General features: G+C 52.7%; 21 protein-coding genes and 1 tRNA gene. 12 read left to right on the top strand and 10 right to left on the bottom strand.

Going from position 1 to position 25,013, the window contains the following annotated elements:
- Window positions 1-78: 78 nt before the first annotated feature.
- Window positions 79-1,323, top strand: a complete 1,245-nt coding sequence (locus F7231_RS12540; protein ID WP_166692145.1) for a glycosyltransferase family 4 protein — start codon at window positions 79-81, stop codon at window positions 1,321-1,323.
- On the opposite strand, the gene F7231_RS12535 is transcribed toward F7231_RS12540, so the two are convergent.
- Window positions 1,310-1,621 (bottom strand): GNAT family N-acetyltransferase, encoded by a 312-nt coding sequence (locus tag F7231_RS12535; RefSeq protein ID WP_166692144.1) that lies wholly within the window; start codon window positions 1,619-1,621, stop codon window positions 1,310-1,312. The two genes, F7231_RS12540 and F7231_RS12535, sit on opposite strands and share 14 nt — an antisense overlap.
- A 128-nt stretch (window positions 1,622-1,749) precedes the next feature.
- Between F7231_RS12535 and F7231_RS12530 the strand changes: the two genes are divergently transcribed.
- From F7231_RS12530 to F7231_RS12515, 4 genes are all read left to right on the top strand, one after another.
- On the top strand, window positions 1,750-2,193 hold the full coding sequence (locus tag F7231_RS12530) for a rhodanese-like domain-containing protein (protein ID WP_166692143.1): 444 nt from the start codon (window positions 1,750-1,752) through the stop codon (window positions 2,191-2,193).
- A 6-nt stretch (window positions 2,194-2,199) separates the two neighbouring features.
- Window positions 2,200-3,687, top strand: a complete 1,488-nt coding sequence (locus F7231_RS12525) for a S8 family peptidase (RefSeq protein WP_166692142.1) — start codon at window positions 2,200-2,202, stop codon at window positions 3,685-3,687.
- Window positions 3,688-3,690: 3 nt separating this feature from the next.
- On the top strand, window positions 3,691-3,912 hold the full coding sequence (locus tag F7231_RS12520) for a hypothetical protein (RefSeq protein WP_166692141.1): 222 nt from the start codon (window positions 3,691-3,693) through the stop codon (window positions 3,910-3,912).
- A gap of 134 nt (window positions 3,913-4,046) precedes the next feature.
- On the top strand, window positions 4,047-5,333 hold the full coding sequence (locus tag F7231_RS12515; RefSeq protein ID WP_166692140.1) for an OmpA family protein: 1,287 nt from the start codon (window positions 4,047-4,049) through the stop codon (window positions 5,331-5,333).
- A gap of 112 nt (window positions 5,334-5,445) precedes the next feature.
- Here F7231_RS12515 and F7231_RS12510 read toward each other — a convergent pair whose 3' ends face one another.
- The 5 genes from F7231_RS12510 to F7231_RS12495 form a co-directional block, all read right to left on the bottom strand.
- The gene (locus F7231_RS12510; protein WP_166692139.1) at window positions 5,446-7,092 is read right to left on the bottom strand and encodes a DUF8832 domain-containing protein; all 1,647 of its coding nucleotides are present in this window, start codon (window positions 7,090-7,092) and stop codon (window positions 5,446-5,448) included.
- 20 nt (window positions 7,093-7,112) lie between these two features.
- Window positions 7,113-8,342: a hypothetical protein gene (locus F7231_RS12505; protein WP_166692138.1), complete on the bottom strand. Its 1,230-nt coding sequence runs from the start codon at window positions 8,340-8,342 to the stop codon at window positions 7,113-7,115.
- A gap of 164 nt (window positions 8,343-8,506) precedes the next feature.
- Complete coding sequence (locus F7231_RS27640) at window positions 8,507-8,641, bottom strand: hypothetical protein (protein WP_257788927.1); 135 nt, start codon at window positions 8,639-8,641, stop codon at window positions 8,507-8,509.
- On the bottom strand, window positions 8,638-9,147 hold the full coding sequence (locus tag F7231_RS12500; RefSeq protein ID WP_166692137.1) for a hypothetical protein: 510 nt from the start codon (window positions 9,145-9,147) through the stop codon (window positions 8,638-8,640). Before F7231_RS12500 ends, F7231_RS27640 begins: the two co-directional genes overlap by 4 nt.
- Before the next feature lie 112 nt (window positions 9,148-9,259).
- Entirely contained in the window at window positions 9,260-10,534 is a 1,275-nt protein-coding gene (locus F7231_RS12495; RefSeq protein WP_085415182.1) for an asparagine synthetase B, read from the bottom strand.
- 195 nt (window positions 10,535-10,729) lie between these two features.
- On the opposite strand from F7231_RS12495, the gene F7231_RS12490 reads away from it, so the two are divergent.
- Both F7231_RS12490 and F7231_RS12485 read left to right on the top strand, forming a co-directional pair.
- Window positions 10,730-11,968: an ABC transporter permease gene (locus F7231_RS12490; RefSeq protein ID WP_166692136.1), complete on the top strand. Its 1,239-nt coding sequence runs from the start codon at window positions 10,730-10,732 to the stop codon at window positions 11,966-11,968.
- Between the two features lie 267 nt (window positions 11,969-12,235).
- Window positions 12,236-14,974, top strand: a complete 2,739-nt coding sequence (locus tag F7231_RS12485) for a TonB-dependent receptor (RefSeq protein ID WP_229369866.1) — start codon at window positions 12,236-12,238, stop codon at window positions 14,972-14,974.
- A gap of 65 nt (window positions 14,975-15,039) precedes the next feature.
- Here the strand turns inward: F7231_RS12485 and F7231_RS12480 are convergent, their stop codons facing one another.
- Window positions 15,040-15,780, bottom strand: a complete 741-nt coding sequence (locus F7231_RS12480; protein ID WP_166692134.1) for a class I SAM-dependent methyltransferase — start codon at window positions 15,778-15,780, stop codon at window positions 15,040-15,042.
- 143 nt (window positions 15,781-15,923) lie between these two features.
- Between F7231_RS12480 and F7231_RS12475 the strand changes: the two genes are divergently transcribed.
- Window positions 15,924-16,007: transfer RNA gene (locus F7231_RS12475), tRNA-Leu, on the top strand.
- 153 nt (window positions 16,008-16,160) lie between these two features.
- On the opposite strand, the gene F7231_RS12470 is transcribed toward F7231_RS12475, so the two are convergent.
- The 3 genes from F7231_RS12470 to F7231_RS12460 form a co-directional block, all read right to left on the bottom strand.
- Window positions 16,161-17,321, bottom strand: a complete 1,161-nt coding sequence (locus F7231_RS12470; protein WP_166692133.1) for a glycoside hydrolase family 43 protein — start codon at window positions 17,319-17,321, stop codon at window positions 16,161-16,163.
- Between the two features lie 261 nt (window positions 17,322-17,582).
- Window positions 17,583-18,119 carry a pyridoxamine 5'-phosphate oxidase family protein gene (locus F7231_RS12465; protein ID WP_085413629.1) on the bottom strand — a complete coding sequence of 179 codons (537 nt, stop codon included), beginning with the start codon at window positions 18,117-18,119 and terminating at the stop codon, window positions 17,583-17,585.
- 160 nt (window positions 18,120-18,279) lie between these two features.
- The gene (locus tag F7231_RS12460; RefSeq protein ID WP_166692132.1) at window positions 18,280-21,042 is read right to left on the bottom strand and encodes a hypothetical protein; all 2,763 of its coding nucleotides are present in this window, start codon (window positions 21,040-21,042) and stop codon (window positions 18,280-18,282) included.
- Between the two features lie 296 nt (window positions 21,043-21,338).
- On the opposite strand from F7231_RS12460, the gene F7231_RS12455 reads away from it, so the two are divergent.
- From F7231_RS12455 to F7231_RS12440, 4 genes are all read left to right on the top strand, one after another.
- The gene (locus F7231_RS12455; RefSeq protein WP_166692131.1) at window positions 21,339-21,866 is read left to right on the top strand and encodes a hypothetical protein; all 528 of its coding nucleotides are present in this window, start codon (window positions 21,339-21,341) and stop codon (window positions 21,864-21,866) included.
- Window positions 21,867-21,876: 10 nt separating this feature from the next.
- Window positions 21,877-22,692 carry a fimbrial biogenesis chaperone gene (locus F7231_RS12450; protein WP_166692130.1) on the top strand — a complete coding sequence of 272 codons (816 nt, stop codon included), beginning with the start codon at window positions 21,877-21,879 and terminating at the stop codon, window positions 22,690-22,692.
- The gene (locus F7231_RS12445) at window positions 22,689-23,192 is read left to right on the top strand and encodes a hypothetical protein (RefSeq protein WP_166692129.1); all 504 of its coding nucleotides are present in this window, start codon (window positions 22,689-22,691) and stop codon (window positions 23,190-23,192) included. The genes F7231_RS12450 and F7231_RS12445 overlap by 4 nt, the downstream gene beginning before the upstream one ends.
- Before the next feature lie 188 nt (window positions 23,193-23,380).
- Entirely contained in the window at window positions 23,381-25,006 is a 1,626-nt protein-coding gene (locus F7231_RS12440; RefSeq protein WP_166692128.1) for an aldehyde dehydrogenase family protein, read from the top strand.
- Window positions 25,007-25,013 lie beyond the last annotated feature (7 nt).

Genomic DNA, 25,013 nt, shown 5'->3' with positions numbered 1-25,013 from the left:
CGACAGACCCAGCCTTTTTAGTATTCCGTGGTGGCAAAGCCACGTTAGATTCGGGTATCGCCACCTATTCTTCGTCACATGAACATTGCCGTTTGGCATAATCTTCCCAGCGGTGGAGCCAGCCGCGCCTTGCATCAACACATCAGGGGCCTAGCCGAACGGGGGCACACGATTACGGTGTACACCACTGCGCTGGCCGATAGTGCCTACCTGGACGTTGACCAGTTTGCGGGTGCGCCCAAGGTGGTCCCGCTCAACATGACCGTCCGCATCCGGCATCAGTACCGCGACCGGGTACGTTCGCTGGCGCTACTGCCCGACACACAAATTGAGTGGATGCTGGAAGCCTGCCGGCAGTCGGCCGCGCAGATCATGGCGGGTGGACATGATGTGCTGTTTGCCAACTCGTGTCAGCATTTCATGATGCCATACATCGGCCGGTTTGTCAACTTGCCGAAAGCGCTGTATCTGGGTGAGCCAAACCGGTCGTTGTTTGAGGCTTTCCCGACACAGCGGTGGGCGGCCCTGCCACCGGCAACGGATAAGTGGCGCGAAGCGGCGTATCGAACCGCCTTCTGGCGGGATATTTTCGAACAGCGGCAGGCGCGGGTTCGTGTTCGCGAAGAGATTGCCAATTACCACTCCTTCGACAAAGTCCTGCTAAACTCTTATTTCAGCAACGAGAGCGTGGTGAAAGCCTATGGTGGTGGCGGCGACGTATGTTATCTGGGTATCGACACCGGATTATTCCCGCACCTGAATAAAGCCAGAAAACCCTTCGTGATGGGTCTGGGGGCCTTCTTCCCGCACAAACGCCCCGATACGGCCATTCAAACGCTGGCGAAACTACCCGCCTCGCAGCGCCCATCGCTGGTCTGGGTCGGCAACATGGGTAATGAGGCCTACGTAGCTGATCTGAAACGGCTGGCCGCTAACCTTGGCGTCGATTTTCAGCCCCGCGAGCGGGTACCACAGGCCGAACTGGTTGACTTACTGAACACAGCTACCTGCCTGTTGTACACTTCTGAACTCGAGCCGTTTGGTTTTGCCCCGCTGGAGGCTAATGCGTGTGGATTGCCCGCTGTGGCCGTAGCTGAAGGCGGCATTCGGGAAACGGTTATCGACGGCAAAAACGGCCTGCTTGCCCCCCGCGATCCGGAGCAGTTAGCGGCGGCTGTTCAACGGCTGCTAACAAATCCCGACCTGCAACACCGGCTGTCGGAGCAGGGACGGACCTGGGTAGCCGAAAGATGGAGCATCGACGCCGCCATCGATCGGTTAGAAAACGCGCTTATGCAGGTAGTAGCGGCTAAAAATCACTAGCCGGGTGTTCAGTTGACACGATACGCTGCCACTCCGGATGCCGTTTGATGTACACCGCCACAAACGGGCAAAGCGGTACAATTTTCTGATTATGCTCGTCGACGTAGGTTAACACCTGCTTCACCAGATTCGAACCTACTCCCTGGCCTTCCAGACTGGGGTCCACTTCGGTATGGGTCAGGGCCAGCGTTTGCTCATCGGGCTGAAAAAACTCAACCAGCGAGAGTTTACCATCTGTAAGGAGTTCGAACCGTTTTTCGGCGCTGTTCAGCGTAATTTTTGGGTCAGTAGGGGTCATAAATGAAGGGAGTTAACCGTCGTTGCATTGATCAAATGACTATATTCCCTACGAAAATGTTCACCGCACTGGCCGATTAGCCATAAATCGGAGCGGTGGTCAAACTGTACCCTCAGCGCTCCTGAACCATGCCTACCCCACTACGCCACCTGGCTATTGCAGCCTTCGTTACGCTCGCCTGGATCTGTACCCCGGATAATCCGTGCAACGGCACGCCGTTTACACGCTCAGGCGCCGTGGCAGATACTACCGAAAAGGATCTCGATGCCCAACAGGCGCTGGCGTTCATTCAGGCACACCCCCAGGCTATTATCCTTGATGTGCGAACGCCCGATGAATATGCGGCTGGTCATATTAACAAATCAAGGAATATAAATGTATATGATACTACATTCGCTGCACAGGTAGCGGCACTCGATCGATCAAAAACGTATGTGGTGCATTGTGCGGCAGGGCCACGTAGCCGGAAAGCGGTGGCTATTATGGAGAGCTTAGGTTTCAAACATATACATCATCTCAACGGAGGGTTTAACGGATGGAAACAGGCCGGACAACCCGTTGTTAAACAGTAACTCAGCATGGCCAGCCCAATCGTGCGTAATTACCTGATCTTACCGTCGACCGGTATTCGGTTGACTGATAACCGCCCCGATACGACTACAGAAGCGCTCTTCAGCAAGCTTAGTGTTGATGTACAACTGGGCCAATTGCTTGATCACGAACAGCCAACCGGCGCCGTTGTGGTCGATACGATCGGTAATACGGGCATCAAGCTGGTGCAAATTGCCGACAACGAACTGGCGCAGGTACGTGCCCAGCTGCCCGGTGTACGGCTGGTGCCTGAGGTGTTTTATTACCGGCAATGGCAGCGCGAAACCATTCTGGAGCCTTTTCGGGTGCAGCAGGGACAGCCAAGAGTAGGCGTACGAATTAAGCTGGCCGAGGCCAAGACCGGCAAACCGGTTGCGGGCGTTACAGTGGTCGCGTTCACCAATTTTGAGCAACGGCAAGGAGAACAGGCCACGTCGAATGCCCAGGGGATCGTGGCGTTCAAAAACATCGGTGGACAGCGCATCGACCAATTGTTTGGTTATCCCAAAACGGGCTACTGGAGTCTATGGCGCAAGAACCTGACGCTTATCCCCGATCAGGTGATTGAGCTACAGCCGCTCAAACTGGACTACATCGATTCGAAGCAGTTTTTTTACCCATCGTCGAAAACGGACCTGACTGCGGGGAACGGCGTTAAAGTAGGCGTTATTGATACAGGTGCCGGACCACATCCCGATTTGCAGATTTCGGGCGGAGCCTGCACGGTAACAGGTGAAAGCCCGACGGATTATGGCGATGTAGACGAGCATGGCACGCATGTGTCGGGTATTGTGGCTGCGCGGGGTACGTCGCCTACGGGCGTTCGGGGGGCGGCGCCCGGCGTTGAACTGCGGGCCTACCGGGTGTTCGGCAAGAACGCCAACGGAGCATCGAATTTTGCCATTATCAAGGCGATTGAACAGGCGGTTGCTGATGGCTGTGACCTCATTAACATGAGCCTGGGCGGTGGGCCGGCCGATGACGCCACCAAAGACGCGATCACCTTTGCGCGCGATCACGGCACTATCTGCTTTGTGGCGACGGGCAACGACGATCGTTCGCCGGTAAGTTTCCCGGCAGCTTTTTCGCTGTCGCTGGCGGTAGGGGCATTAGGCCGGAAAGGGACGTTCCCCGCCAACACGACCGACGCGCCGTATGCGGTTGCTCCCTACGGAACCGACAAGAAGAATTTTGTGGCTGGTTTCTCAAACATTGGTCCCGAAGTCGACTTTATCGCTCCAGGCGTGGGCATCATTTCCACTGTTCCGGGCGGGTACGCGCCGTTGAGTGGCACGTCGATGGCCTGTCCGCTGGCAACCGGTGTGGCGGCCCGACTCCTTGCCACGCAGCCGTCTATTCTGGCCATGCCGCGCACAGCAGCCCGCGCTGAAGCCATGATTGCGTTTCTGCACACCAAGGTAAAGAGCATGGGATTTGGGCCTATTTTCGAAGGAACGGGACAGTTTTTTCTCTAAAACATGGCCCGCTATGTCCTCCATACGAGCAATCCGGACGGCCCAACGTCCGACGAACTTGACCTGATTGGGCAACAAACGACAGTGCTCGACAAAAGCCGCCGCGCCCTGCTGGTTGAGGTCGATGAACCGAATGCTGACAAACTGGCCCGGCAACTACCGGGGTGGACTGTTCAGCCAGAAGTCATTCTCCCAATTCCGGATACAAAGCAGAAGCTGAAATAGGTGTGTACCCGTAATGAATGGCCGAAACGAAATACGGGCTAAAGTCCGTGGTATGAGCCTTTCTGTGCTGTGGTTCTTGATTGGCTGGGAAAAGTTGTACTTTCCCGCCAACATACCGTAACGCACTGACCAGCATGATTACTCGTTTACTACTCTTTCTATGCCTGCCGATAGCCTTGTCGGGCTGTCTTGATATGCTGCCTCAAACAGGTAGCGGTGGGAGTGGGGGCTCAACCGGCGGAGGAACCTACGGCACCGGCGATGATACCTACGGTCGGACTTCACCGGGTGGTGGCCCAAGGCCGGCGGAGCCTAACGTTCAGGTGAACAATATTCGACTTACGCCTAATTACACCATTCTGTACCTGACCTATACCGAACGCGGCCAGCGCAGGATAGATAACCGGACGGGCCAGGTGACACCTACCGCGTTCATTTCGTTCGATTCCCGGGCGAGGCTGGTTGCCGCTAACGGGGCTCGTGTATTTCAGTTCGTTAAGGCAGAGAATATCCCAGTCCGCCCGGAGCAGCAGGGTACGACATCGGGTCAACAGTATTCGTTTGCGGTCTATTTCGAACGGCTGGATAAAGGGCTGGAGAACTTCGATCTGTTCGAGTGTAACGATTATGACCAGATCGTTTGCTGGAACATCTACAACATGTATGTCCGGAATCCAGCGGATGCCGTTGGACCACCCGTACAAACGCAGCCAACGCCAGCACCCGGCAATCCAAACCGGATTCCGGGCGAAACGCCATTGCCAACTACGCCGAAGCCAACCGAAACGTCTGTTGTTCAGCCTGTTTTTATTTCCGGTGTCGTTAGTAATTCATTGACTAACAAACCGGTCACGGCCACCATCGACTATCAGTTGTCGAACAAATCTACGCCGATCGATTCGGTGCAAAGCTTTGCGTCGGATGGCTTATACCGGATGTATTTGAACCGGGGCCAGGTTTACACCTACGTGGCTTCGGCAAAAGGGTATCTGACCGCCAGTGGGGTGCTCGACTTAACAAAGGCGGCCAGCAATCAGAAGATCACGCGGAACATTGTGCTGAAACCACTCACCGTTGGGGCAAAGATTACGCTACAGAACATCTATTTCGCCATGTCGAAGTCGGAACTGCTGCCTGCTTCGTACGCTGAACTGGACAGGCTGGTAACCATGATGCAGGACAATCCGCAGTTGCGAATCCGGCTGGAAGGACATACCGACATTGTAGGCGATAAAGCAGCTAACCTCCAGCTATCGCGCGATCGGGTGTTGTCCTGTCAGAGTTACCTCGTCAGGAAACGGATCGATGTTGACCGGATCGAGACAATTGGCTTTGGTGATACCCGGCCAATTACGACCAAAGGAACCGACGAAGACAGAAAAGTAAATCGCCGTGTCGAGTTCGCCATCCTATCATTGTAAGGAGGAAGTGTTTGGTTTGAGGTTTGTCGTTTGAAGTTGCGCTGCTTCAGCACCATACTTGCTAAGAAGCAGCGCAACTTCAAACGACAAACCTCAAACCACAAACCCATACTTATTTCACCTCCGTATCGAAGGCACCGGTGAGGACCTTACCGTTGCGTTTCACCTGCACCCAGATGCGGTAATTACCAGCTTTGGGAAACGCGTACGGAAACGTGACCATGTTGTTGGTCGTTTGCGTGTGGTTCATACCGGTCATTTCCGGTGCCAGGGCCGCGTACTGTTCGGAGATTGGCTTCGTCTTTAGCGAACTCAGGTACGTATCGATGCTATCGCGGAAGCGGGCACCATTTAGCCGGGGCACCGTCCGCGACGTATCGGCAATCCGATCGACCAGCATGGTTTCTGAGGCCATCGAGTACGTACCTACCGGGTGTAGGTGGATGTAAACAGACCCATCGGAACGCAGGATAGCCGCGTGACCGCTCATGCCCAAGTAAGGCTCCAGCTTCGTGGCTTTCCCTTTCGGGTCGGCTACCGCAAATTTCAACGTGTACAGTTGCCCGGCGTCGAGTACTGGCGAGGGTTTATCGGTCCAGATCATGGTCGACCCATCAGCCAGTTTTGTGCTGGCACCCGGTTTTCCGCAGGCGGCCATGTCACGATCCAGCGTTAACGGTCCTGACTGCGCTGGTTTGCCACCCATAGGTTCGGTCAGCAGATAACTGTCGTCGGCATCCAGTACGCGAAGGCTGGCCTGAGCGGCCGAAACTTTTAGCGAGGGAATATCGACGGTGTCGGTCAGGGTTTCGGCGTAGCCCGACCGGTACACCACATCTGTATACAGCAGGTAGCGGCCACCCGGCAGGTTAGGTAACCGGGCTTCAAAGTCCAGCGAGTCGCGGCGGGTGGGGTGAAGGTGTGCAAACGCATCCAGGTCCGGTAGCCTCACCAGAAATGTGTGCATCAACTTGCCATGATCGGGTACCAGTAGGTTGAAGTCACGACGGCGGCGCCAGTTATTGGCAAAGCCGGTAGTATCTGGTCGCATCGACAGCAACACCTGCCCGTTTTCTGGCCTGGCGTTACTAATCAGAGGTGGTGCTTTATAGAGCTGGTAAGTGCGGTACTGATCAGCCCAACTGTTCCACCACATTCGGCCGCCGGTCATGACCAGCAGGAGAACGACGCCCCCTACAGCCATACCAATGAGCCGGCGCCGCTGAAACGATTTATGAACGGGAGCGCCGGGAGCAAGAACGCCATCGGCATTACTAGCCCCGATAATGGTAATCATCATCACCAGCAGCAACAGCCCCATCACGGCTAGGCCAGCGCCCGTGCCAGCGGGCATTTCGCGGGTGGCGGTCGAGGTAGCCAACACCGGTATCACCACGTCTACGTTCCCATCCGGACCGTTCAGGGTGAGCTGAATACTCGTGGAGCCTGATTCCATCAACCAGATGGCACCCTCGAACCGGTTAGTGCCAACAGCCGTTAGCGGATCGGCTTCGGGCGCGCCTTCATCACCTTCAAAAAAATAAACGGGTCGGCCCTGAATGCTGGCCGGGTTGCCTTTCTCCACGAAAACGGTAACCTGAGCCGTTCCGGGAACTACGTCGGGCGGCTGAACACTAACCAGCAGTTGATACTTGCCCACTTGCTTTTGCACAATGACCCCCGCGCTGCCGATATGAGCCGAGGCAATGAAGGAGTGAGCAAGGAGAAGGAAGGTAAAAAAGACGAGGCGGAGTTTCATGTTGGGAAGTTTGGAATCAGTTAGCGAACAACACGACGCATCCAGCCGCCCCAGAGCAGGCCAACGCGGGCAGATACAATGGCAATCAGGATTGCTTTCCCAAACCCGAGTGCAAACTGGGCAGGTGATTGCAGCAGCCGAGGACTGAATTTAAACCGGTATTCCCAGTTTGGGTCGCTATCGTAGGTCCAGGAGTCGCTCATGAAGAACCAGTTACGGGCATACGGCGATTCGTGCAGAAACCCGCCAAACGGCCACTGAACAGCCAGTAAGACCAGCATGAACACCGTACCCGTTAAGGCCGCCAGCAACCAGTCGTTGAGGGGTTTGTCAGTGCGACCGGCGGCAAATCGGTTCATGAGCCGATCGAGTGCGTAGCCGGGAATTACCAGCACGAGCGGAAAAATAAAGGCCTGGTAATGGGTGATCGGGTTGGCTACGGGGCCGAGTTTCGGTACAGCAGGAAAAAGGGGCAATACCCAGCTTGGTATGGCAATCGCCAGCATATACACCGCCGTGACGGCTGTAATCGGGTACCTGAACGAGGCATCGCCCGACGCGGCCCGGCCAATAGCCAGTAATAAAAAGGGGAAGGCGATGGCCCCCGTTACATAATAGGATGAGTTATGCGACTCGTAGCGCCCCATGCTCTCGGACAGGAGCACAAACAAAACGCTCAGGATGAACGCACTTGACAACACAAAAAGTAACCGAATACGGGATGCCTGTTGCGGGGTCGATTGGCTTGCCGACTGGTTCTGCAGCGACAACACGGCTACGATCGCCCCGAACTGAACCATCATCATGCCAACCAGCAAGATCGTGTGCGGCGGCGTCAGAATCTGGACATCGAGGCCGTAGGTGTTGTGCCACCAATCATCGAACGGGGCCGAGGTAAGCATGGCTAATGCCCCCCATACGCAATACATGGCCCCCAGCGACCCGTAGAAGATGCCCCAGAACCTAACAGACCGGGCCCGCTCGGGGTGATTTTTGCGGAGGGTCAGTGACAGTATCTGGTAACCTGAGAATAGCCCGGACACGAGCGCACCCACATACATAACAACGTGCGGAGCTGAGAACAACCCGTCGCGGCCGATGCTCATGTGCCACATGATGTCCCAAAGGAGACCCATGATGATACAGAACGAGGCAAAAACAACGGCGTAGGCGTAGGTGGGCAGGCCCAGTCGCCAGTCAGTAGCGATTGGCCGGGAAACAGAGTAGGAGGAAGGCAGAGCTGATTGCATACGTTAGGGAGCGTTGAAAGCAATGCCCTAAAGATGCAAAAAAGCGGAAGTTGTTTCCAGTAAAATTCAATGAGCGGTAGGTGCTTGACCCTGAACCGGTATAATTGCCGAACTAACCGCCGAACAAAGCTGAATCGGGTATCGACGTACCTGTGCCGATACCGCTAGTTTGACCAAAACCCTTTCGCAATCAGGTAGGGGATCAGCAACCAGAGTAGTCCTTTTATCAGGAAGAAAAAGAACCCAGCCCAGCCCATTCGCTTCAGCCAGAATTTGAATTTGTTGTTGGTGTCACTCATGCCGGAGAAACGGGATTTGCTATCGACCGGTTCAACAAAAAGGCCTTGAGTTCGTCAGGGCGCTGCGTACCCAGCAGAATGCTACCCCCAGTTTTCTTCTCTATCTGAAGCCCAAAAAGGCCGTATTGTGGCGCGTATGCAAACCCACCCGGGCCCTGTCGTAACCCCATCATGCCTTTTGGGTACTCGCCGAACAAGGCGTATTCACGAACGAAAATACGGTCAATTTCATGCCAGCCAATGTGTTGCCACTTCGCCCAGCTAAGTGGTGCCTTGAAATGCACACCCTCCTTGTCAAGTCTGGTCTCGAGTCGTTGAAAAAGCATAAAACTAACGCCCAGCAAGTAAATCAGTCCGGCCGACAGGTACAGGACGATTGTAAAAGAAGGATTGGGGTCTACTGGCGCAAATCGGTTATACAGATAACTGAAAAAGATCGTAAGCGCAGCTACGCTTAAAACCAGAAGAACCCATCGGGTTTTGTTTTGCTGGACTTCAGTATACATTAGCAGGCTGGCAGTGAGTCTGCTAATGTAGCAGATGAACCTCTACACAGATGTCAGTGCCAGGCACCGAGGCTTATTATTTTCCTGAAAAGCCGGATAAACCGAGTCCGCCCTATGTTTTCTGTTTCTTCTTTTTCGCCGCCGGGAAGAGGATATTATTTAGAATCAGGCGGTAGCCAGCCGAATTGGGATGCAGGTTCAGATCGGTTGGTTCCTCGCCAATTTCGTGGCGGTAGTCTTCCGGATCGTGCCCGCCGTAGAACGTAAAGAACCCTTTGCCATAGGGCGCGTGAATGTAGCGGGCTTCGCCGGCGGCACGGTTCTCGGCCAGCACATCGACCTGTGGTTTCAGGTACGCCTTTTTAAACGCCGTGGTTTGTCCCATAAAGCCCTTGATCGTTCCCTGGTGATTCTGGGTCAGCATCGTTGGAATCGGATTCCATTTGGCTGAGAACTGAAAGAGCGTGAAATAATCATTATGCTCGGCCAGTCCCCTTTCTTCCGGCTGGTTGTCGATGTTCGAAAACTCGATCATGTACGGGTTGGTGTACACCTGAAAGTCCTTGAACGCCATGGTCTGGCTGAAATCCAGCTTCCGGTTGCATTGCGGATCATACGGGTCGCCGTCGTAAAAAGAATCCACGATATCGGTATTCTGAGCTGCCAGCGCGATGTCGTAGGTATCGGTTGCGTTGCACATGGCAAACATATAGCCGCCACCCAGCGCGAAATCACGGATTTTTTTTACGACGGCCAGCTTCATCTGCGGCACCTTACTATAACCAAATTTCTGGCTGATCTGCTCGGCCTCGCGGCGCTGAGCAATGTACCAGGGCTGGTCTTTCATATGGAAAAACTTACCAAACTGGCCGGTAAAGTCTTCGTGGTGTAAATGCAGCCAGTCGTATTCGGGTAATTTGCCGTTCAATACTTCTTCGTCGAAAACGACATCGTAAGGGATTTCGGCATAGGCCATGACCATCGTTACGGCATCATCCCAGGGTTGTTTGGTCTTGGGTGAATACACGGCCACTTTAGGGGCCTTCTGCAACTTCACCGCGTCCATATTGGCATTTGGTGAAGCAATCTCAGCCAGAATGTTCGCTGCGTCGGCGTCTGAAATCACTTCATAGGTGACGCCCCGAACCAGCATCTCGTTGGTGAAGGCAGGCGACTGCGGAAGCAGGAACGCGCCGCCCCGGTAGTTGAGCAACCAGTCGATTTCAGTTTCGTGGGTTTTAAGCACCCAATATGCAATTCCGTAGGCCTTCAGGTGGTTTTTCTGAGCGTCGTCCATTGGCACCAGAATCTTCGATGCCAGAGCCGACGTGATCACACCCGGAAGGGTCAGTAGAAATAGGATAAGCGGTAGCAGCAGGCGTTTCATTGGCTGTATGTCGAGTGCGTCAGGTTGTAGCTTTGTAACGAAGAAAATGTGTATCGAATGTACGATGAACTCTGTATTATCGGTCTGCCGATACGGCACAATATACCATGGCTGAGTAGCTAACGTACCTGAAGCGGATAAAGTCTCCTCAACCACCAGCATTGTGTCGTATACCTCATTTTTGCCCTTTAGCTTATGAACATCTTAGAAAATATCCGGGAAGGCATCCGTTCTATTCTGAGCAATCGCCTCCGCACCATTCTGACTGCACTCATCATTGCCATCGGCATCACTTCGCTGGTGGGTACCCTCACGGCGATCGATGGTATTCAGGTGTCGTTGAACAGCAGTTTCGAAGGCCTGGGCGCTAATACGTTCAGCGTGGTTGCCCGTCAGGAGGTACGTCGCTTTGGCGGTCGGGTCATTCAGAAAGACGAACCGATCGATTACCACGATGCCATCACCTTCCGTCGTCGCTACAAATACGGGGCCACTATTGCACTATCATCTGTCGTTAATGGCGCGGGTCAGGTGAAATACGGCTCTACCAAGACCAACCCAAACGTCCAGGTCGTCGGAATCGACGATGCCTATCTGACGGTGAAAAATTATAAAGTGTCTACGGGAAGAGCTATCAACGCCAATGACCTGGTCAACTCGCTGAATGTGGCGCTTATTGGCAGTGAATTGGCAGGTACGTTGTTCAAGGGGAAAATCAACCCCATCAATCAGGTGGTTCGGGTGTCGGGCGGGCAGTTTCGAATTGTAGGTGTGCTGGAAAAGAAAGGCTCGCTAACCGGTGGGGGGGATGATCGAGTCATGCTGATTCCCCTCGAAAATGCCCGTCAGTTGGCAGGGCAGCGTCAGCTTACGTTTGATATTACCGCTTCCGTTACCGAGATCGGTGATCAGGATATGGCCGTTGGTGAGGCAATTGGCCTGATGCGGCAGATCCGGCAGGATAGGCTGGGGCAACCCGATTCATTCGACGTTGAAAAGGCTGATGCGCTTGTCAAAGATATTGAAGAAACAACGGGCTATCTGCGTTGGGGCGGTTTCGGTATCGGGGCTATTACGCTGCTTGGGGCAGCCATTGCATTGATGAATATCATGCTCGTTTCGGTTACGGAACGTACCCGCGAGATAGGTATCCGGAAATCGCTGGGAGCAACCCCAACGTTGATTCGGCAACAATTTCTGATCGAGGCCATTGTTATCTGCATCCTCGGTGGACTGGGAGGCATTCTGATGAGCCTGGCCATTGGCAACCTCATTGCGATGGGTGTCAGCAGCGGCAGTGGCAAGTTTGTTGTGCCCTGGCTCTGGATGGGTATGGGCCTGGTGGTGTGCATTGCCGTTGGCCTTTTCTCTGGTATCTACCCCGCTGTCCGTGCCTCTAAACTAGACCCAATCGATGCGTTACGGTATGAATAACCCACAAATCGATCAAATATGTATAGTTAATACACGGGCTATAGGGTGACTACCAGTAGTCATCACGCATGTTGTATTAAATTTATAGTTAATTGTACTTAATTATTATTAAGCTGATTTTATCGGCACAAGCATAGGTTTATCAAGTTTCGTAGACTTATTTAGGGAAAGTTAACTGTTTTCCAGTTTCACCATTTACCCAAATAATCTATGTTGAAATGCTACAAAGTCAGTAGTTTTCTACTGAACACCGTACTTCTCTTAATTTTGGCTTCAGCCGGTGCATTTGCTCAGCGGACGATCAAAGGCACCGTTAAAGACGACAAAAATGAGCCCCTGGTTGGCGTAACCGTCGTTATCGCAGGTACAAGCAACGGTGTTTCGACCGATGCAACGGGTAATTATTCGCTCAAAGTTGCCGACGGAGCTTACAAAATCAATTATTCATTCATCGGTTTTGGTGCACTGACAAAGGACGTTACCGTGTCAGGAAGCGACGTGGTGCTCGATGTGCAATTGGAGACATCCGCTGCGGTGTTGTCAGAAGTAGTGGTAGTCGGTAGCCGGGCATCACAACGGTCAGTCGTCGATTCACCCCTGCCTGTCGACATCCTGTCGGCGGCGGATTTGCGAACTACGGGCCAGCCTACATTTGACAAATCGCTGCAGTACCGGGTGCCCTCGTTCAACACGGTAAATACCCCGGTCAATGACGCCACCACGCTGCTTGATCCCTGGGAGCTGCGCAACATGGGTCCGAGCCGGACGTTGATCCTGATCAACGGAAAGCGCAAAAATCTGAGTTCACTGCTCTACGTACAGTTTTCGCCTGGTCGCGGTGAAACAGGGGTCGATATTTCGGCCATTCCTCAGCAGGCCATCAAGCGGGTCGAAATTCTGCGTGACGGCGCCTCGGCACAGTATGGTTCAGATGCAATTGCCGGTGTCATGAACATCATTCTGAAAGACAAATTCGATTACACCAGCCTGAATGTAAATACCGGCATCACCTCAAAGGGCGATGGGGGAATGTACAACGTTAGCTTGAATGGGGGCAGTAACCTAAATGGGAAAGGATTCGTAAACTACACCGTCGAACTGCAGCAGCAGAATAACGCCATCCGGTCGGGTATCGTCGACGTACCCACCGAGATTGCCACATTCGGCGGCAGCCCCGCACAGGATGCGCTGATCACCACGTACCTGAAAGATTTTCCGACGGCCAATAACGTGAATGGTACTGGTGAAACATCGGCGGGCCGGTTCCTGATCAATACAGGCTTATCACTGGGCGGAACAAGTCAATTATACGCCAACGCAGCAATGGTGGTGAAGCGTGTAGCTAGCTTTGCCAACTACCGGCCCGCCTACTGGCGTCAGGACCGTGGGCTGCTCCACAGTGTGACAGACAACGGTGGCAAAAACTACCTGACCCAGGCCACGCTAGCCTTCCCAACAGAAGATAATGTTGCCCTGTACAGAGGGTATGTTGGTTACCAGCCAACGTTTGAAGGAAACCTGCTCGACTACAACGCCACAGTTGGTGTGAAGGGTGAAAACAATGGCTGGAGACATGATGTCAGTCTGACGACCGGGTATAACGACCAGACGTACACGGTTGAAAACACCGTTAACCGTTCCCTTGGTAAAGCCAGTCCAACCCGTTTCAAGCCCGGTGGCTATGAATTTGGGCATCTGGTAGGCAACATCGACGTATCGAAACAAGTGACTGACAAGCTGGGCCTGGCGCTTGGTATGGAAGCCCGTTCGGAGAAATACACCATTCTGGCCGGTGATGATGCTTCTTATGAAGGCGAAGGGGCAAACTCGTTTCCCGGTATCAACCAACTCAACGCAGGGTCGAACCAGCGATTCAACATCGGTGCGTACGTCGACCTGAGCTATGATGTGACGAAAGATTTCTTGCTGAACGGTACCTTCCGGACCGAGAACTACAGCGATTTCGGAAATGCTAACGTCTGGAAGCTATCCTCACGCTATAAACTGGCCGACGACAAAATCATTCTGCGCGCTTCGGCATCAACCGGTTTCCGGGCACCTACCCTGCACCAGATTTACGCCCAGTCGGTACAGGCTGCTTTTGTGGGTGGTACCATTCAGCTGTCGGGCCTCTTTAACAACCGCAGTTCACAGGCCCGGTTACTGGGTATTCCACCGCTGAAACCTGAGAAGTCAATGAACTACACGGCGGGTGTCGCTATTAATCCAAGCCGTAATTTCAGCGTTACGCTCGACTATTACAGCATCGACGTATCGGACCGGATCGTGTATAGTTCGTCCATCTCATCGTCGGACCCCACCAGTACGCTGGGCGGTATTTTAAGTCAGGCGGGAGTGCGGACCGTTCAATTCTTTATCAACGGTATCGAAACCAATACATCGGGCCTCGATTACGTAGTGGCCTATCGCAACCTGGTGCTTGGAAGCGGAAAGTTGGGCTTCAGTCTGGCCGGTAACTTTGTGTTGAATAACGAGATCGTGGGTACGCCCGCTGACCCACCAGCGATCAAGGCCGCCGGGTCAAGCATTCTGAATACGCAGATCAAATCACTGCTGACCGAGAGCCGCCCAAAGTACAAGTCGATCCTGGGTGTTGAATACACGCTGGGCAAATTGAACGTCAATCTGTACAACACGCTCTTTGGCTCAACGTCGTTCCAGGACCTAGACAACGGCGGGTCTGCGATGGAAAATATCAAAGCAACTTTCACCCCGGCGGTAGTGACCGATCTGAGTGTGGGCTACGCGTTCACGAGCAAAATATCGGCCACTGTAAACGTGAACAACCTGCTCAACGTGTTGCCCAAATGGGATCTGGTCGCTCTGAACGCCGAAGGGCAGAAAGCCATCGCCAACCCGGCCGACAAGTCACTGCTGCGGGGCTTCCTGGGTTTCAGCGGCCGGTATGATATCCTTGGCTACAATGGCTCACAGTTCAGCCAGTTGGGTACCATGTTCAACGCAAACCTGAATATCAAGTTCTAATCGGTAATCCGCTGAGACAGAACGAGCTACTAAAAAAATCCCCGTCAGTAACTGACGGGGATTTTTTATGCCTTCCCGGCTGACACAACCCAGGTATCGAAGGCATAGGTTGGTTGCTGCCGCTCAGCCAGTACTGTCAGGCCAGCCAGTTGGAGCAACAAACGGATTTCTGCGGGCAAAAAAGACCGTAAGGTGGCATCGTCGGTAGCAATCGGCTGCAACTGCCCGTCTGGTTGGTCGATGAAGAACTCAGAGTGCCAGTCCCAGGTGAAGCCTGTCCCCAGATTGGATTGGTATCGGCTTCTTCTCAGGTACGTTTCCGTAGCGACGGCAGCACGGTGTTCAACTATGGCGGCTGCATCCAATGCCGGTATAAACGTTGTGGCGTCGATGAAATCAAAGTGCAACGTACCTGATTGGGCAAGGTGAGCCGCCAGTTGCCTGAACGTACCCAGTACATCGGCATTGGTCAGAATATAGCTGAGGCTGCGGGCGGTGATCAGGACCGCATCGAATTGCTGATTGAGTTGCAGAGTTCGCATATCGGCCTGTTCGAACTGTGCGGCAGGGCAGCGTTGCCGGGCCAACGCAAGCATCTGCGGGCTAACGTCAACTCCGGTATAGCGATACCCTGCCGTTATAAAACGACTGGCCAGATGACCACTACCGCAGCCTATCTCCAGAATTGACGTTGCCTGGTACGGGCTAAAGCAGGACTGATAAAGACTGAACTCAGCATCATAATCGATAAAGGTCTGGTAGAGGGCGTCGTAGAGATAAGCCAGGTCACTGTATAGTTTCGTCATGGCGACAAGATACGGCCTGATGGTAAGTCTGTTAGGCATTTTTTCGCAGTCGATACCAGCGAATTCACACCCAGATGTTGCTTTTAGGAACCGGAAACACTACTTTTGCCCCATGTTCAACTGAACACTACTGAGTCAAACCTGCCGGGTTGGCGGAACCGGTAGACGCGATGGTCTCAAACACCATTGTTCGCAAGGACATGCCGGTTCGAGTCCGGCACCCGGTACATTGATAACCCCTGATTTTCTGAAGTACAGAAGATCAGGGGTATTTTTTTTCCTGTGCAAAACGAGCTGATTGGTACTGCCTACTCATGCGCTTGGTAGAACATGACGTAATTGGCAGTACCAATCAGATTGGTCAATAAAGCGTCTGAGTGCTATTTAGCGGGCTGTTTTGTCGTGCCTGAAGGACGCTGTTGGGGCGTAGTAGTGGGGCCCTGAACAGTAATTTGCCCGTTACTCACCTGCATACGGTCGATAAAGACGACTCGTTCATCCCCCGTTTTGTCTGTCCGACCATGATAGACGCAGAACATATCTTTCCCGTCGGGCGAATAGGCAATGCTGTTGTGCCCCGTGCCGGTCACCGACCCTCCCTGATCACTATTACGCTGGAGAATTGGATTGTTGGCGGCCTTTGTGAAGGGGCCCAACGGCGACTTGGCGGTGGCATACCCGATGGCATAGTGTTGCCCCCCGAAATGGTTGGCTGAGTACATGATGTAGTAGGTCTTGTCTTTTTTGAACGTGACAGACCCTTCCGTCCACCGTCGGTTTACTTCGCGGGCAGTCACCGACCGGCTCTCCCATTCGGCCTGCTTGTCGCTTAGCTTCACAGGGGGGCGTAACACCAACACCGGCTGACCAATCACGCCGGAAAAATCTGGTTTAAGCTCAATGCCATACACCCAGCTTTCTTCGATCTCGGTAAACCAGCCTTTTTTACGAGCCAGGTCTGCTACTTCGCTGTCGACGGGATGTTTGTAGCAGCAACGCGAAAAGTATAAGTACCATTTGCCATTTGAGTCAGCAAACACGTTGGCATCAATGATTGGGTAACCGGGATCAAAAATGGGCTTCTTGGCCAGATCGATAAACGGGCCGGTCGGTTTATCGGCAACCGCTACGCCAATCCGGAAATTCTCAGCCTCTTTGGTCGGGTTCACGTTCCATTGGGCACTGTAGAATAAATAGTATTTGCCCTTCACTTCGTAAACTTCAGGCGCCCAGTAGGCGCCGCCCCAATTCGCTTTTGGATCGCTCCAGCCATTTTTATTATCGTGAAAGTAGACCTGGCCTTCAGCCTTCCAGTTCACCATGTCCGGAGACGAGTAGGTTACAAATCCCTTGTTTGCCCCGCCCCCGGTACCATACATATAATAGGTACCCTTGGTGTGTAAAACATACGGATCCCCCAGCGCTACGGGTAGCGGATTGGTATACGTGGGTTTGGTGGTAGCCTGGCCTGTTTGCGTCTGAGCCAGACAAGGTCGCACCAGCAGCATGCTGATAAGAAGCGGAAACGCTAATTTTTTCATAACAACGATTTTTCGAAACGCTGGCGTACGCTACCAGCGTCTACGGGCCATGCCGTTTGACCCAAAGGTATCAGGTGTCGGCGGTTGATCCAGTCGTTCAGTTGACTGTCGGTGATTTTCTTGCTGATCTGCCCAATCTATCGACTAAACGCAGGAAGGAGGCACTTTCTGACCTGACCGTAGAGCCGGCACCAGAAAACACCTCCTTCCTTTATTTGTCAGCTGGTATAACCAGTTGATCATCAATAGACTGGTCTGAGATTAGATCGTCAGCGTTCCTTCGATAGAATCGTCGAGGGTTTTGCCTAAAATGGCACCAGCCGCCATCTTTACCAACGCAATGGCATTGCCATGCTTATTGTCCCAGTAGTAGCCTTCTTTAGTCACTACTTCAATCACCGTTATCCGCGGATCATCTACCCCTTCGGTAAACCACGTTTTCAGAATAGGCTCCCACAACTCCTTGATGAGCGCCTTATCGGTCGAAATACTTGCCTCGCCATAAATGCTAAGAAAATCAGAGTAGTCAGATCCTTGAAACAGGAGTTGAACTCGATTGTCGGTCTGAATAGCTGCGTTCTTGTGGCTGTCATTGGCACTCAGAAACCAGAAACGGCCTCTATTGTCTACTTTTTGCACCGACATTGGTCTGGTTGTCAGCGGTTGTCCGGTGGTAATAGTGGTGCAGAAATAGCACGTGTTGGTTTTGTCGACCAGTTCTTTGATCTTTTCTCCGGCCTCGGTTCCTACCAGATCCAGGTGATTTTGTTCGGGTTGCTCTCTGTTAATGCTATCCATTGAGTTAATCGGGATGATAACGGGTTCGATGGCTTAACTAAAAAGAACCGCCAACCCTCTTTCAAATCCGATTAAATGAAGTGCTTATCTGTGGAACAGACGATCAATTGTCTGTGTCAGGGTGGGTGACCAGCCAATGGCAATAAATTAGATAACGTACCTACTTCTTGCCGAATCGTTTCACATCTACCGATCGGGTAGAGCCGTCGACAGTCCAGTCGAGCGGGGGGTGTTCACCGGTTTGACTAAGGATAATTGCGGTTGTCTTAAGCGTTGCCTGCACCTGACGAGCGTAGTCGTGCACCAGAATGGTGTAGGGTCCGGGCGAAAGATGTACCGAGAAGGTGCCGTCGGGCAGTGGCGAAGTGGTAATCAATTTCTCATCACCCCGGCGAACCTCGATGACAAAACGGTCAAACTCACACGGCTTTTGGTCATACGTGTGTAACTGACACTGAATACGCCCACTCACCCGAAACGTTTTGCGAATGGGCACCAGCTTATTTATCGAACGCCCCACTACTAAATCTTCCTGATATAAAACCGGGTCGCCCGGTTGTCCAGTGCTCAGGGCTGAAACAGTATACGTACCTGCAGGAACCTGCTTGTAGGTAATTGTGCCTTTTTCGTTGGTTATCAGTGTATTGTCATTTATCCGAACCAGCAGTCCGTCCAGCCACCGCTCTCCCGGATCAAGCCGGCCGTTGCCGTTCGAATCGCCATAAAAGTGGAGTTGTAGTCGATTATTTCCCTTGAACTTCAGCTGATCGAATCGCTTCACTACCTCCATGCGGTATTGGGTGTAGGCAAATTGATTCTCCTGAGCATAAGGGGTGCCGTTGCCTTCAAGTCGTACCCATAAGGTGGGGGTCGCATCAAACTGAACCCGACCAACGGCAATAAATCGAGATTGCAGGTGCTGGGCATCGTGGGCATCATAGAGGTAATTCAGGCCTGCAGAGCCGGTCAGGCGCTGTTCGGGAACGGAGAAATTAACCATAGGGGTAACGGAGGCTGTCCTGATCTGCCCAGGTCGCTCGGTTCGTAGGTCATTCAGGAAGTAAGGCCCCTGTTGCCAGTACCCCCATAGGGAAAAGTGTCCCAGACTGGCCGATGAGATAATCCGATGGCTGAGTAGGCCCGGTTGGGTAGCCACCACTGTCTGGTAGCTGAATAGCCCAACATCGTAGCCCAGCATAAACTGCTTATTGGTTTGCTGATAGGTAACAGACGGCGCAACCCGATACGAGTTGGCTTGCTGACTAAATGGATTGGAGGAATCAGTTTGCTGTTGCCAGTAGGGTCGAAGATTCAGCAGGAGTGGCCCCGCCAATTTCGTCACGTTCAACTCGGCAACTGAATTGCCAAAAACGTATCGATAGTAGGTTGTCGGTGAAACGTACCTGACTTGGTTATAATACACGTGATTGAGCCTGACGAGTAGCGACAGTTTGTTTTCAAGCAGCCAGCTAGCCTGACTGGTGATCAGATTGGCACCTCGATGGAGACCGGCGTACACGGGTGAACTAACATACGAATGCAGGTACCACGCAAAGGTAGGTCGCTCATAGTCGTAGTCGAACTGCCCGGCCCACCCCTGGGTACGTGCCGCGGCAGGGCCTTGCTGGGCATATTCTGTACTTTGGCCGAGCAGCAGATTTAGATTGGCCCGATCTGACTTTCGGTAGCGAAACGAGGCGTAATTGAGGTAACCGGCGCGACTAACACCCGGCATGGTAAAATAGCTGCTGCTTACCGACAGGGCAGCGCCCGGTAGCCTGGTAAGTTCCTGGTCGTAGCGCACTGAAGCTATGTTGCCCGTCCAGGCATTTTCGCCTGAGTACAACCAGTTTGGGTTTACGTTGACACCCCAGAAAGTCCATTGGTGACCAGGTCTGGTTAAACTGAATTTCGCACCACGGCCCAGTAGCGGTAACTCATGGTAGTCGTGCAACGTACCCACGTGGAGCAGCGTCCGGTTCGTGCGCAAAGAGATGAACGAACTTTGTAGTTGCTTGAAGTTTGAGGACGCATAATCGAGGTAATTCAGTTGAAAAGAGAGGCGGGCTGCACCAACGGAGTCGGTTCCCCAGACACGTGCTTCGCGTGCCCACTGGTTGTTGCTCAACTTCGTTAGGGCTGCACTTGCGCCATACCCTTCGCCACTGCCCATATCTTGCCTTTCAAACTGCTTTGAGGCGGTGGCTACCACTACCTTATACATGACATTGCCGACAATCGACCCGGTTGAGTCCCGCACGGTTACGGAGAGTTGATAGGGTTTATGGACAGACCAGTATCGGAGCGGCATTACCAGCAGTCGCATCGTTGTATCCTGCATTGACCTGAGCGCAATGGACGCCGGAAACGCACGTCGATCAATGGCAGCCGGTATCGACTGAACGTCTATCGTATAGCGTTGCCGGCGCAACTCGTTATGAACCAAACGTAACGTAGGGCGTGCCGGCTCGGTAGCACTATAAAGAATGATCGACTCGTCGGGTACGTAAAGGGAGAGAACTGGTTTGTGTCGGGTACTAACGACGTTCAGCTTAAATAATCCTGATGTGAGCAGTTTTCCGGTTGTGTCGCTAATGTGTACAACGGTTTTCAACGAAACGGAATTGGGCTGTTCATAGACGATGCCCTTCATCAGGAGGAGTTCGTGCTTGCCCGCCGGGATCGACAGCCGCTGAGGGGTAGATGAGACCCAGTGAACTGACTTGGGCGTCTGCACCAGTATTTGGAAGTTGGCCGTCCGGGAACTGTTGTTCGTAATCGTCAGCCGATTGATAAAGGTTGATCCTACCGCTACACGTAACGTATCGCGCCAGAAAGAAACGGTTAGCTCCTGTGCCTGTACCGAGACAGGTACGTATAGAGCTACCACACAAATGAGTATGATCCTGAACAGTGCTGTCATGTAGCGAGAGGACGCCAGTGACTACGAACTATGACGTATGACCATATTATCAATTTTGGTGCCTGATGAAAATATAAGTCACTAGAAACCAGTAGGTAAGGTGGTATATAAATCTATGAAAATAATGTAATACGTTGATAATTAAGACCTAACAAACGCGCAGGGCCAAATCGGTCTTAAGGTTTAAAATCGATTAAATTTTTTAAACGTCAGGTTTGACAAATGGCTTGAAAGTTGTCTTGTATGCAGTTGATAATCAAATTAATAACGTATACTTTCTCAAATAATCAGTTACTATGAAAAAACTCGACAAATGGATTCCGGCAGTAGTATTAACTGCCCTGTGCTCGCTGGTAGGGGCCAACTCTGCCCACGCGCAACTAACCTCAGGAAATGCGATCGTTACCCTTACGCTGGTCGATGTGATGTCGCTGGCTGTATCAGTACCGGCTGTACCGTTAACATATGGCACATCGGATGACTATGTGACGGGGACAAACACCACAATTACCGGACAGTTACTGGTCAACAGCAACCGGCCATATGATTTGAAAGTGCGGGCGGCTGGTGATCTGACATCCGGAATTGGTCAATCGGCCACAACTATTCCGATCGGGAACCTTACTGTGCAGGCAATGAGCGTTGGGCTTGGGACAACGCCCGCTGTAAACTTATCGACTGTCGATCAGACTATCGCTTCGAACGCACCGGGCGCTATGGTGAAGCTGGTTGACATCAAATACTCGACGCCGGCCAACAGCCAGGATTTTATCAAATCAGGTATTTACACGTCGACTTTAACGTATTCTATTTCTGCCCACTGATCCGCTTACAATGCACCAATTAATGAGCTGCTGGATAAAAGCCTGGCGCTTGTTGCTGTTTCTGTGTCTGGCAACGTTTTCTGTTTGCCAGGCACAGATCGGTTTTCAGGTGTCTCCTGCCAAACTATTTATCAACCACAGTAAAACTGCCTCGCAAACCGTTCGTATTCATATCATCAACCCAATGGATACCCGTTTGGTGCTGCAGGCAACCTGTGCTGACTGGCGGCGCGACACGGTAGGCGCCAAAGTGTATTACCCGGCCGGAACACTACCCGGCTCGTGCTGTTCAATTGTCAGTATTACGCCGAATGTTATTGAGTTGGCGCCACATCAGGAAACCGACGTGCTGATTACGGTACGTGCTGATGCGGCGGCAGGTACGTTGCGCAACGGAATGATTCTGTTCACGCAGGTCAACGAGCAGGAAACGGCGCGGGCCAAGGCGGGTTCGCTGATCCTGATAAAAGTGCAGATTGGCGTCCACATTTATGTACTTCCTGATGAGAGCCGTCAGCCTGAAATTGGCATTACAAACATGGAGGTTGCCCGGTCTGGAAAGAAAGCGCAGCTGACGGTCGAAATCGCTAACACGGGCGGTACACTATTGGAGAGTAACCTACGCCTCGAGTACCTGAATCTGGCTACTATGCAAGAGCTAAAAACAGATCCTGTTCCTGTCAACACCATGCCTAAAGACCAGTTTAAAGTCAGCTCCCTGATACCGGAAACACTGGCGGCGGGTAAGTACCTCATCGTTGCAATTCTGGACAGCGGGCCGGGACAGACCTTGAAAGTGGCGGAGCTAGAAACAGTCCTGAAATGAGTGGTTATCGTGTCTTTTTTATCCTGTTGAGTGTATGGGCACTGCCGTTGGCGATGTTGGCACAGCCTTATGCGGCAGATGACCGAGGACTGGAACCCGTTGAAAACGCGGCGGCCATTGGGCTAACAATCCTGAGTAATCCGACATTGAGCGTATCGACTGTTGATCAGTATCGAAACGGTATCACAGTTGATCATACTACACTTCAGCTAAGCATTTCGCTCGGCTTGACTTGGTCATTGCAAGTCAGGCTCACCGACAATCTACGGTATCAAACCAATTCAATTCCAGCCTCGGCGCTGGGTATCCGGGCACTCAACCTAAGCAACCGCCCGGAGGTGCTGCTGAGCACGGCCGATCAGATGATAGCGTCAGGGTTGGCAAACCTGCCCATTTCGTTAGGAACGACCTTTCGCTACCGTCTGCAGGGAGGAAACGCGTTGCTAAAACCGGGTGGATCGTATACGACTACGTTGGTTTTTAGCTGTACAGGTCTGTAATGGCATTGAGCTTTAGTAGTAGCCATCAACACATGACACGTACCTGATACAGCCGATCAGTAGTTGCCTGCTGGTAACTAACTTGCCTGGATTTACCAATTGAAGTTGTTTTTTGACGTCTGTTATCGATTGGGCTGTGGTTGTCAGGATAATAGTCAACTTTGCGGCCAAACAAACGTCAACGCAAGATGACCACCATTGATTTGACCGCTCTTTTCCCAACCGACCTCACTCAAATTCCGGCCGACTACCGTATCGAGCCTATCCACCAGCGCGAGTACCTGCTTGACGGCGAAATGAAACCCTGGACAGGAAACGTGTCCGACGTATATTCACCGGTTTGCGTGCCCGACGAACCGGGTATATTGCAACGTCAGTTGCTTGGTTCTTACCCCGTAGCTGGGCCAACTGAAGCAATGGCTGCCCTCGATGCCGCCGTAGCTGCCTATGATAATGGTCGTGGCGAATGGCCCCAGATGGCCGTAGCCGACCGGATCGCCTGCATGGAAACTTTCGTAGGCAAAATGCTGGCTCAACGTACCTTAGTCATTAACCTGATCATGTGGGAGATAGGCAAGAATCTGGCCGACTCGACCAAGGAGTTTGATCGCACGGTAAAGTACATCTACGACACCATCGATGCCTTAAAAACGATGGACCGCAATTCGTCGCGGTTCCGGATCGAAGAGGGTATTATTGGTCAGATACGCCGCTCACCGATGGGCGTTGTACTGTCGATGGGACCATTCAACTACCCGCTCAACGAAACTTACACGACGCTAATTCCGGCTATTTTGATGGGTAACACAATCCTGTTCAAAACGCCCAAGCACGGTTCTCTGCTGCATTACCCCATGCTGGAAGCCTTCCGGACCAGTTTCCCGAAAGGCGTCGTTAACTCGCTATACGGTCGTGGGGCCGATGTGATTCCGCCCGTGATGCAGTCGGGCAAGGTCAACGTGCTGACCTTGATTGGTTCGAGCCGGGTAGCCGACCAGCTTCAGCGCCAGCACCCAAAACTAAACCGGCTCCGGTCTGTGATGAGCCTCGATGCCAAGAATGCGGCCATCATCCTGCCCGATGCTGACCTGGAGGTAGCGGCTCAGGAATGCCTGCTGGGTTCGCTTTCCTTCAACGGGCAGCGGTGTACGGCAATTAAAATTATCTGGGCGCACCGCAGCATCGTCGATCAGTTTCTGGAAAAATTCTGTCCGGCTGTCAGCAACCTGCAACTCGGCATGCCCTGGGCCAAAGGCGCTCAGATTACACCGCTGCCGGAAGCTGGAAAAACCAGCCAGATGACCGATTATATTCAGGATGCGGTGGCGCAGGGAGCAGCGGTGATGAATGAAGGTGGCGGAGAGACGGAAGCGTCTATTTTCCGTCCGGCGGTGGTGTACCCGGTAAAAGAGGGTATGAAACTCTACCGCGATGAGCAGTTCGGCCCTGTGGTGCCGGTCGTGGTATACGATGATGTGGAGGAGTTTATCGAGTACCTGATCACCGACGACCACGGCATGCAGGCTAGTATCTTCGGCACCGATACCACCACGATCTCAGCCCTTATTGACCCACTGGTGAACCTTGTCAGCCGCGTGAACATCAATGCACAGTGCCAGCGCGGACCGGATACGTTTCCTTTCACCGGCCGTAAAGACTCGGCCGAAGGAACACTGTCTGTTGAAGATGCCATCCGGTCATTCTCGATCCGTTCGGCGGTGGCGACGAAAGACACGCCGGCCAATAAAGAAATACTGAACGAGATCGTCGGTGATCATAAGTCGGTATTCCTGAGCACGAATTTCATTTTCTAAGCAGTAC

The sequence above is a fragment of the Fibrivirga algicola genome, assembly GCF_011742925.1.
GTDB lineage: Bacteria > Bacteroidota > Bacteroidia > Cytophagales > Spirosomataceae > Fibrella > Fibrella algicola.
The sequence above is the reverse complement of the archived record's forward strand: the minus strand, read 5'-3'. Positions and strand labels throughout refer to the sequence as shown.

Bases quoted from the DNA above. Each gene is read 5' to 3' on its own strand.
- F7231_RS12460 (WP_166692132.1), bottom strand. From the start codon at position 21,042: ATGACAGCACTGTTCAGGATCATACTCATTTGTGTGGTAGCTCTATAC.
- F7231_RS12540 (WP_166692145.1), top strand. From the start codon at position 79: ATGAACATTGCCGTTTGGCATAATCTTCCCAGCGGTGGAGCCAGCCGC.
- F7231_RS27640 (WP_257788927.1), bottom strand. From the start codon at position 8,641: ATGAGTGACACCAACAACAAATTCAAATTCTGGCTGAAGCGAATGGGC.
- F7231_RS12495 (WP_085415182.1), bottom strand. From the start codon at position 10,534: ATGAAACGCCTGCTGCTACCGCTTATCCTATTTCTACTGACCCTTCCG.
- F7231_RS12520 (WP_166692141.1), top strand. From the start codon at position 3,691: ATGGCCCGCTATGTCCTCCATACGAGCAATCCGGACGGCCCAACGTCC.
- F7231_RS12505 (WP_166692138.1), bottom strand. From the start codon at position 8,342: ATGCAATCAGCTCTGCCTTCCTCCTACTCTGTTTCCCGGCCAATCGCT.
- F7231_RS12455 (WP_166692131.1), top strand. From the start codon at position 21,339: ATGAAAAAACTCGACAAATGGATTCCGGCAGTAGTATTAACTGCCCTG.
- F7231_RS12450 (WP_166692130.1), top strand. From the start codon at position 21,877: ATGCACCAATTAATGAGCTGCTGGATAAAAGCCTGGCGCTTGTTGCTG.
- F7231_RS12445 (WP_166692129.1), top strand. From the start codon at position 22,689: ATGAGTGGTTATCGTGTCTTTTTTATCCTGTTGAGTGTATGGGCACTG.
- F7231_RS12510 (WP_166692139.1), bottom strand. From the start codon at position 7,092: ATGAAACTCCGCCTCGTCTTTTTTACCTTCCTTCTCCTTGCTCACTCC.
- F7231_RS12530 (WP_166692143.1), top strand. From the start codon at position 1,750: ATGCCTACCCCACTACGCCACCTGGCTATTGCAGCCTTCGTTACGCTC.
- F7231_RS12480 (WP_166692134.1), bottom strand. From the start codon at position 15,780: ATGACGAAACTATACAGTGACCTGGCTTATCTCTACGACGCCCTCTAC.
- F7231_RS12490 (WP_166692136.1), top strand. From the start codon at position 10,730: ATGAACATCTTAGAAAATATCCGGGAAGGCATCCGTTCTATTCTGAGC.
- F7231_RS12515 (WP_166692140.1), top strand. From the start codon at position 4,047: ATGATTACTCGTTTACTACTCTTTCTATGCCTGCCGATAGCCTTGTCG.
- F7231_RS12535 (WP_166692144.1), bottom strand. From the start codon at position 1,621: ATGACCCCTACTGACCCAAAAATTACGCTGAACAGCGCCGAAAAACGG.
- F7231_RS12525 (WP_166692142.1), top strand. From the start codon at position 2,200: ATGGCCAGCCCAATCGTGCGTAATTACCTGATCTTACCGTCGACCGGT.
- F7231_RS12440 (WP_166692128.1), top strand. From the start codon at position 23,381: ATGACCACCATTGATTTGACCGCTCTTTTCCCAACCGACCTCACTCAA.
- F7231_RS12470 (WP_166692133.1), bottom strand. From the start codon at position 17,321: ATGAAAAAATTAGCGTTTCCGCTTCTTATCAGCATGCTGCTGGTGCGA.
- F7231_RS12500 (WP_166692137.1), bottom strand. From the start codon at position 9,147: ATGTATACTGAAGTCCAGCAAAACAAAACCCGATGGGTTCTTCTGGTT.
- F7231_RS12465 (WP_085413629.1), bottom strand. From the start codon at position 18,119: ATGGATAGCATTAACAGAGAGCAACCCGAACAAAATCACCTGGATCTG.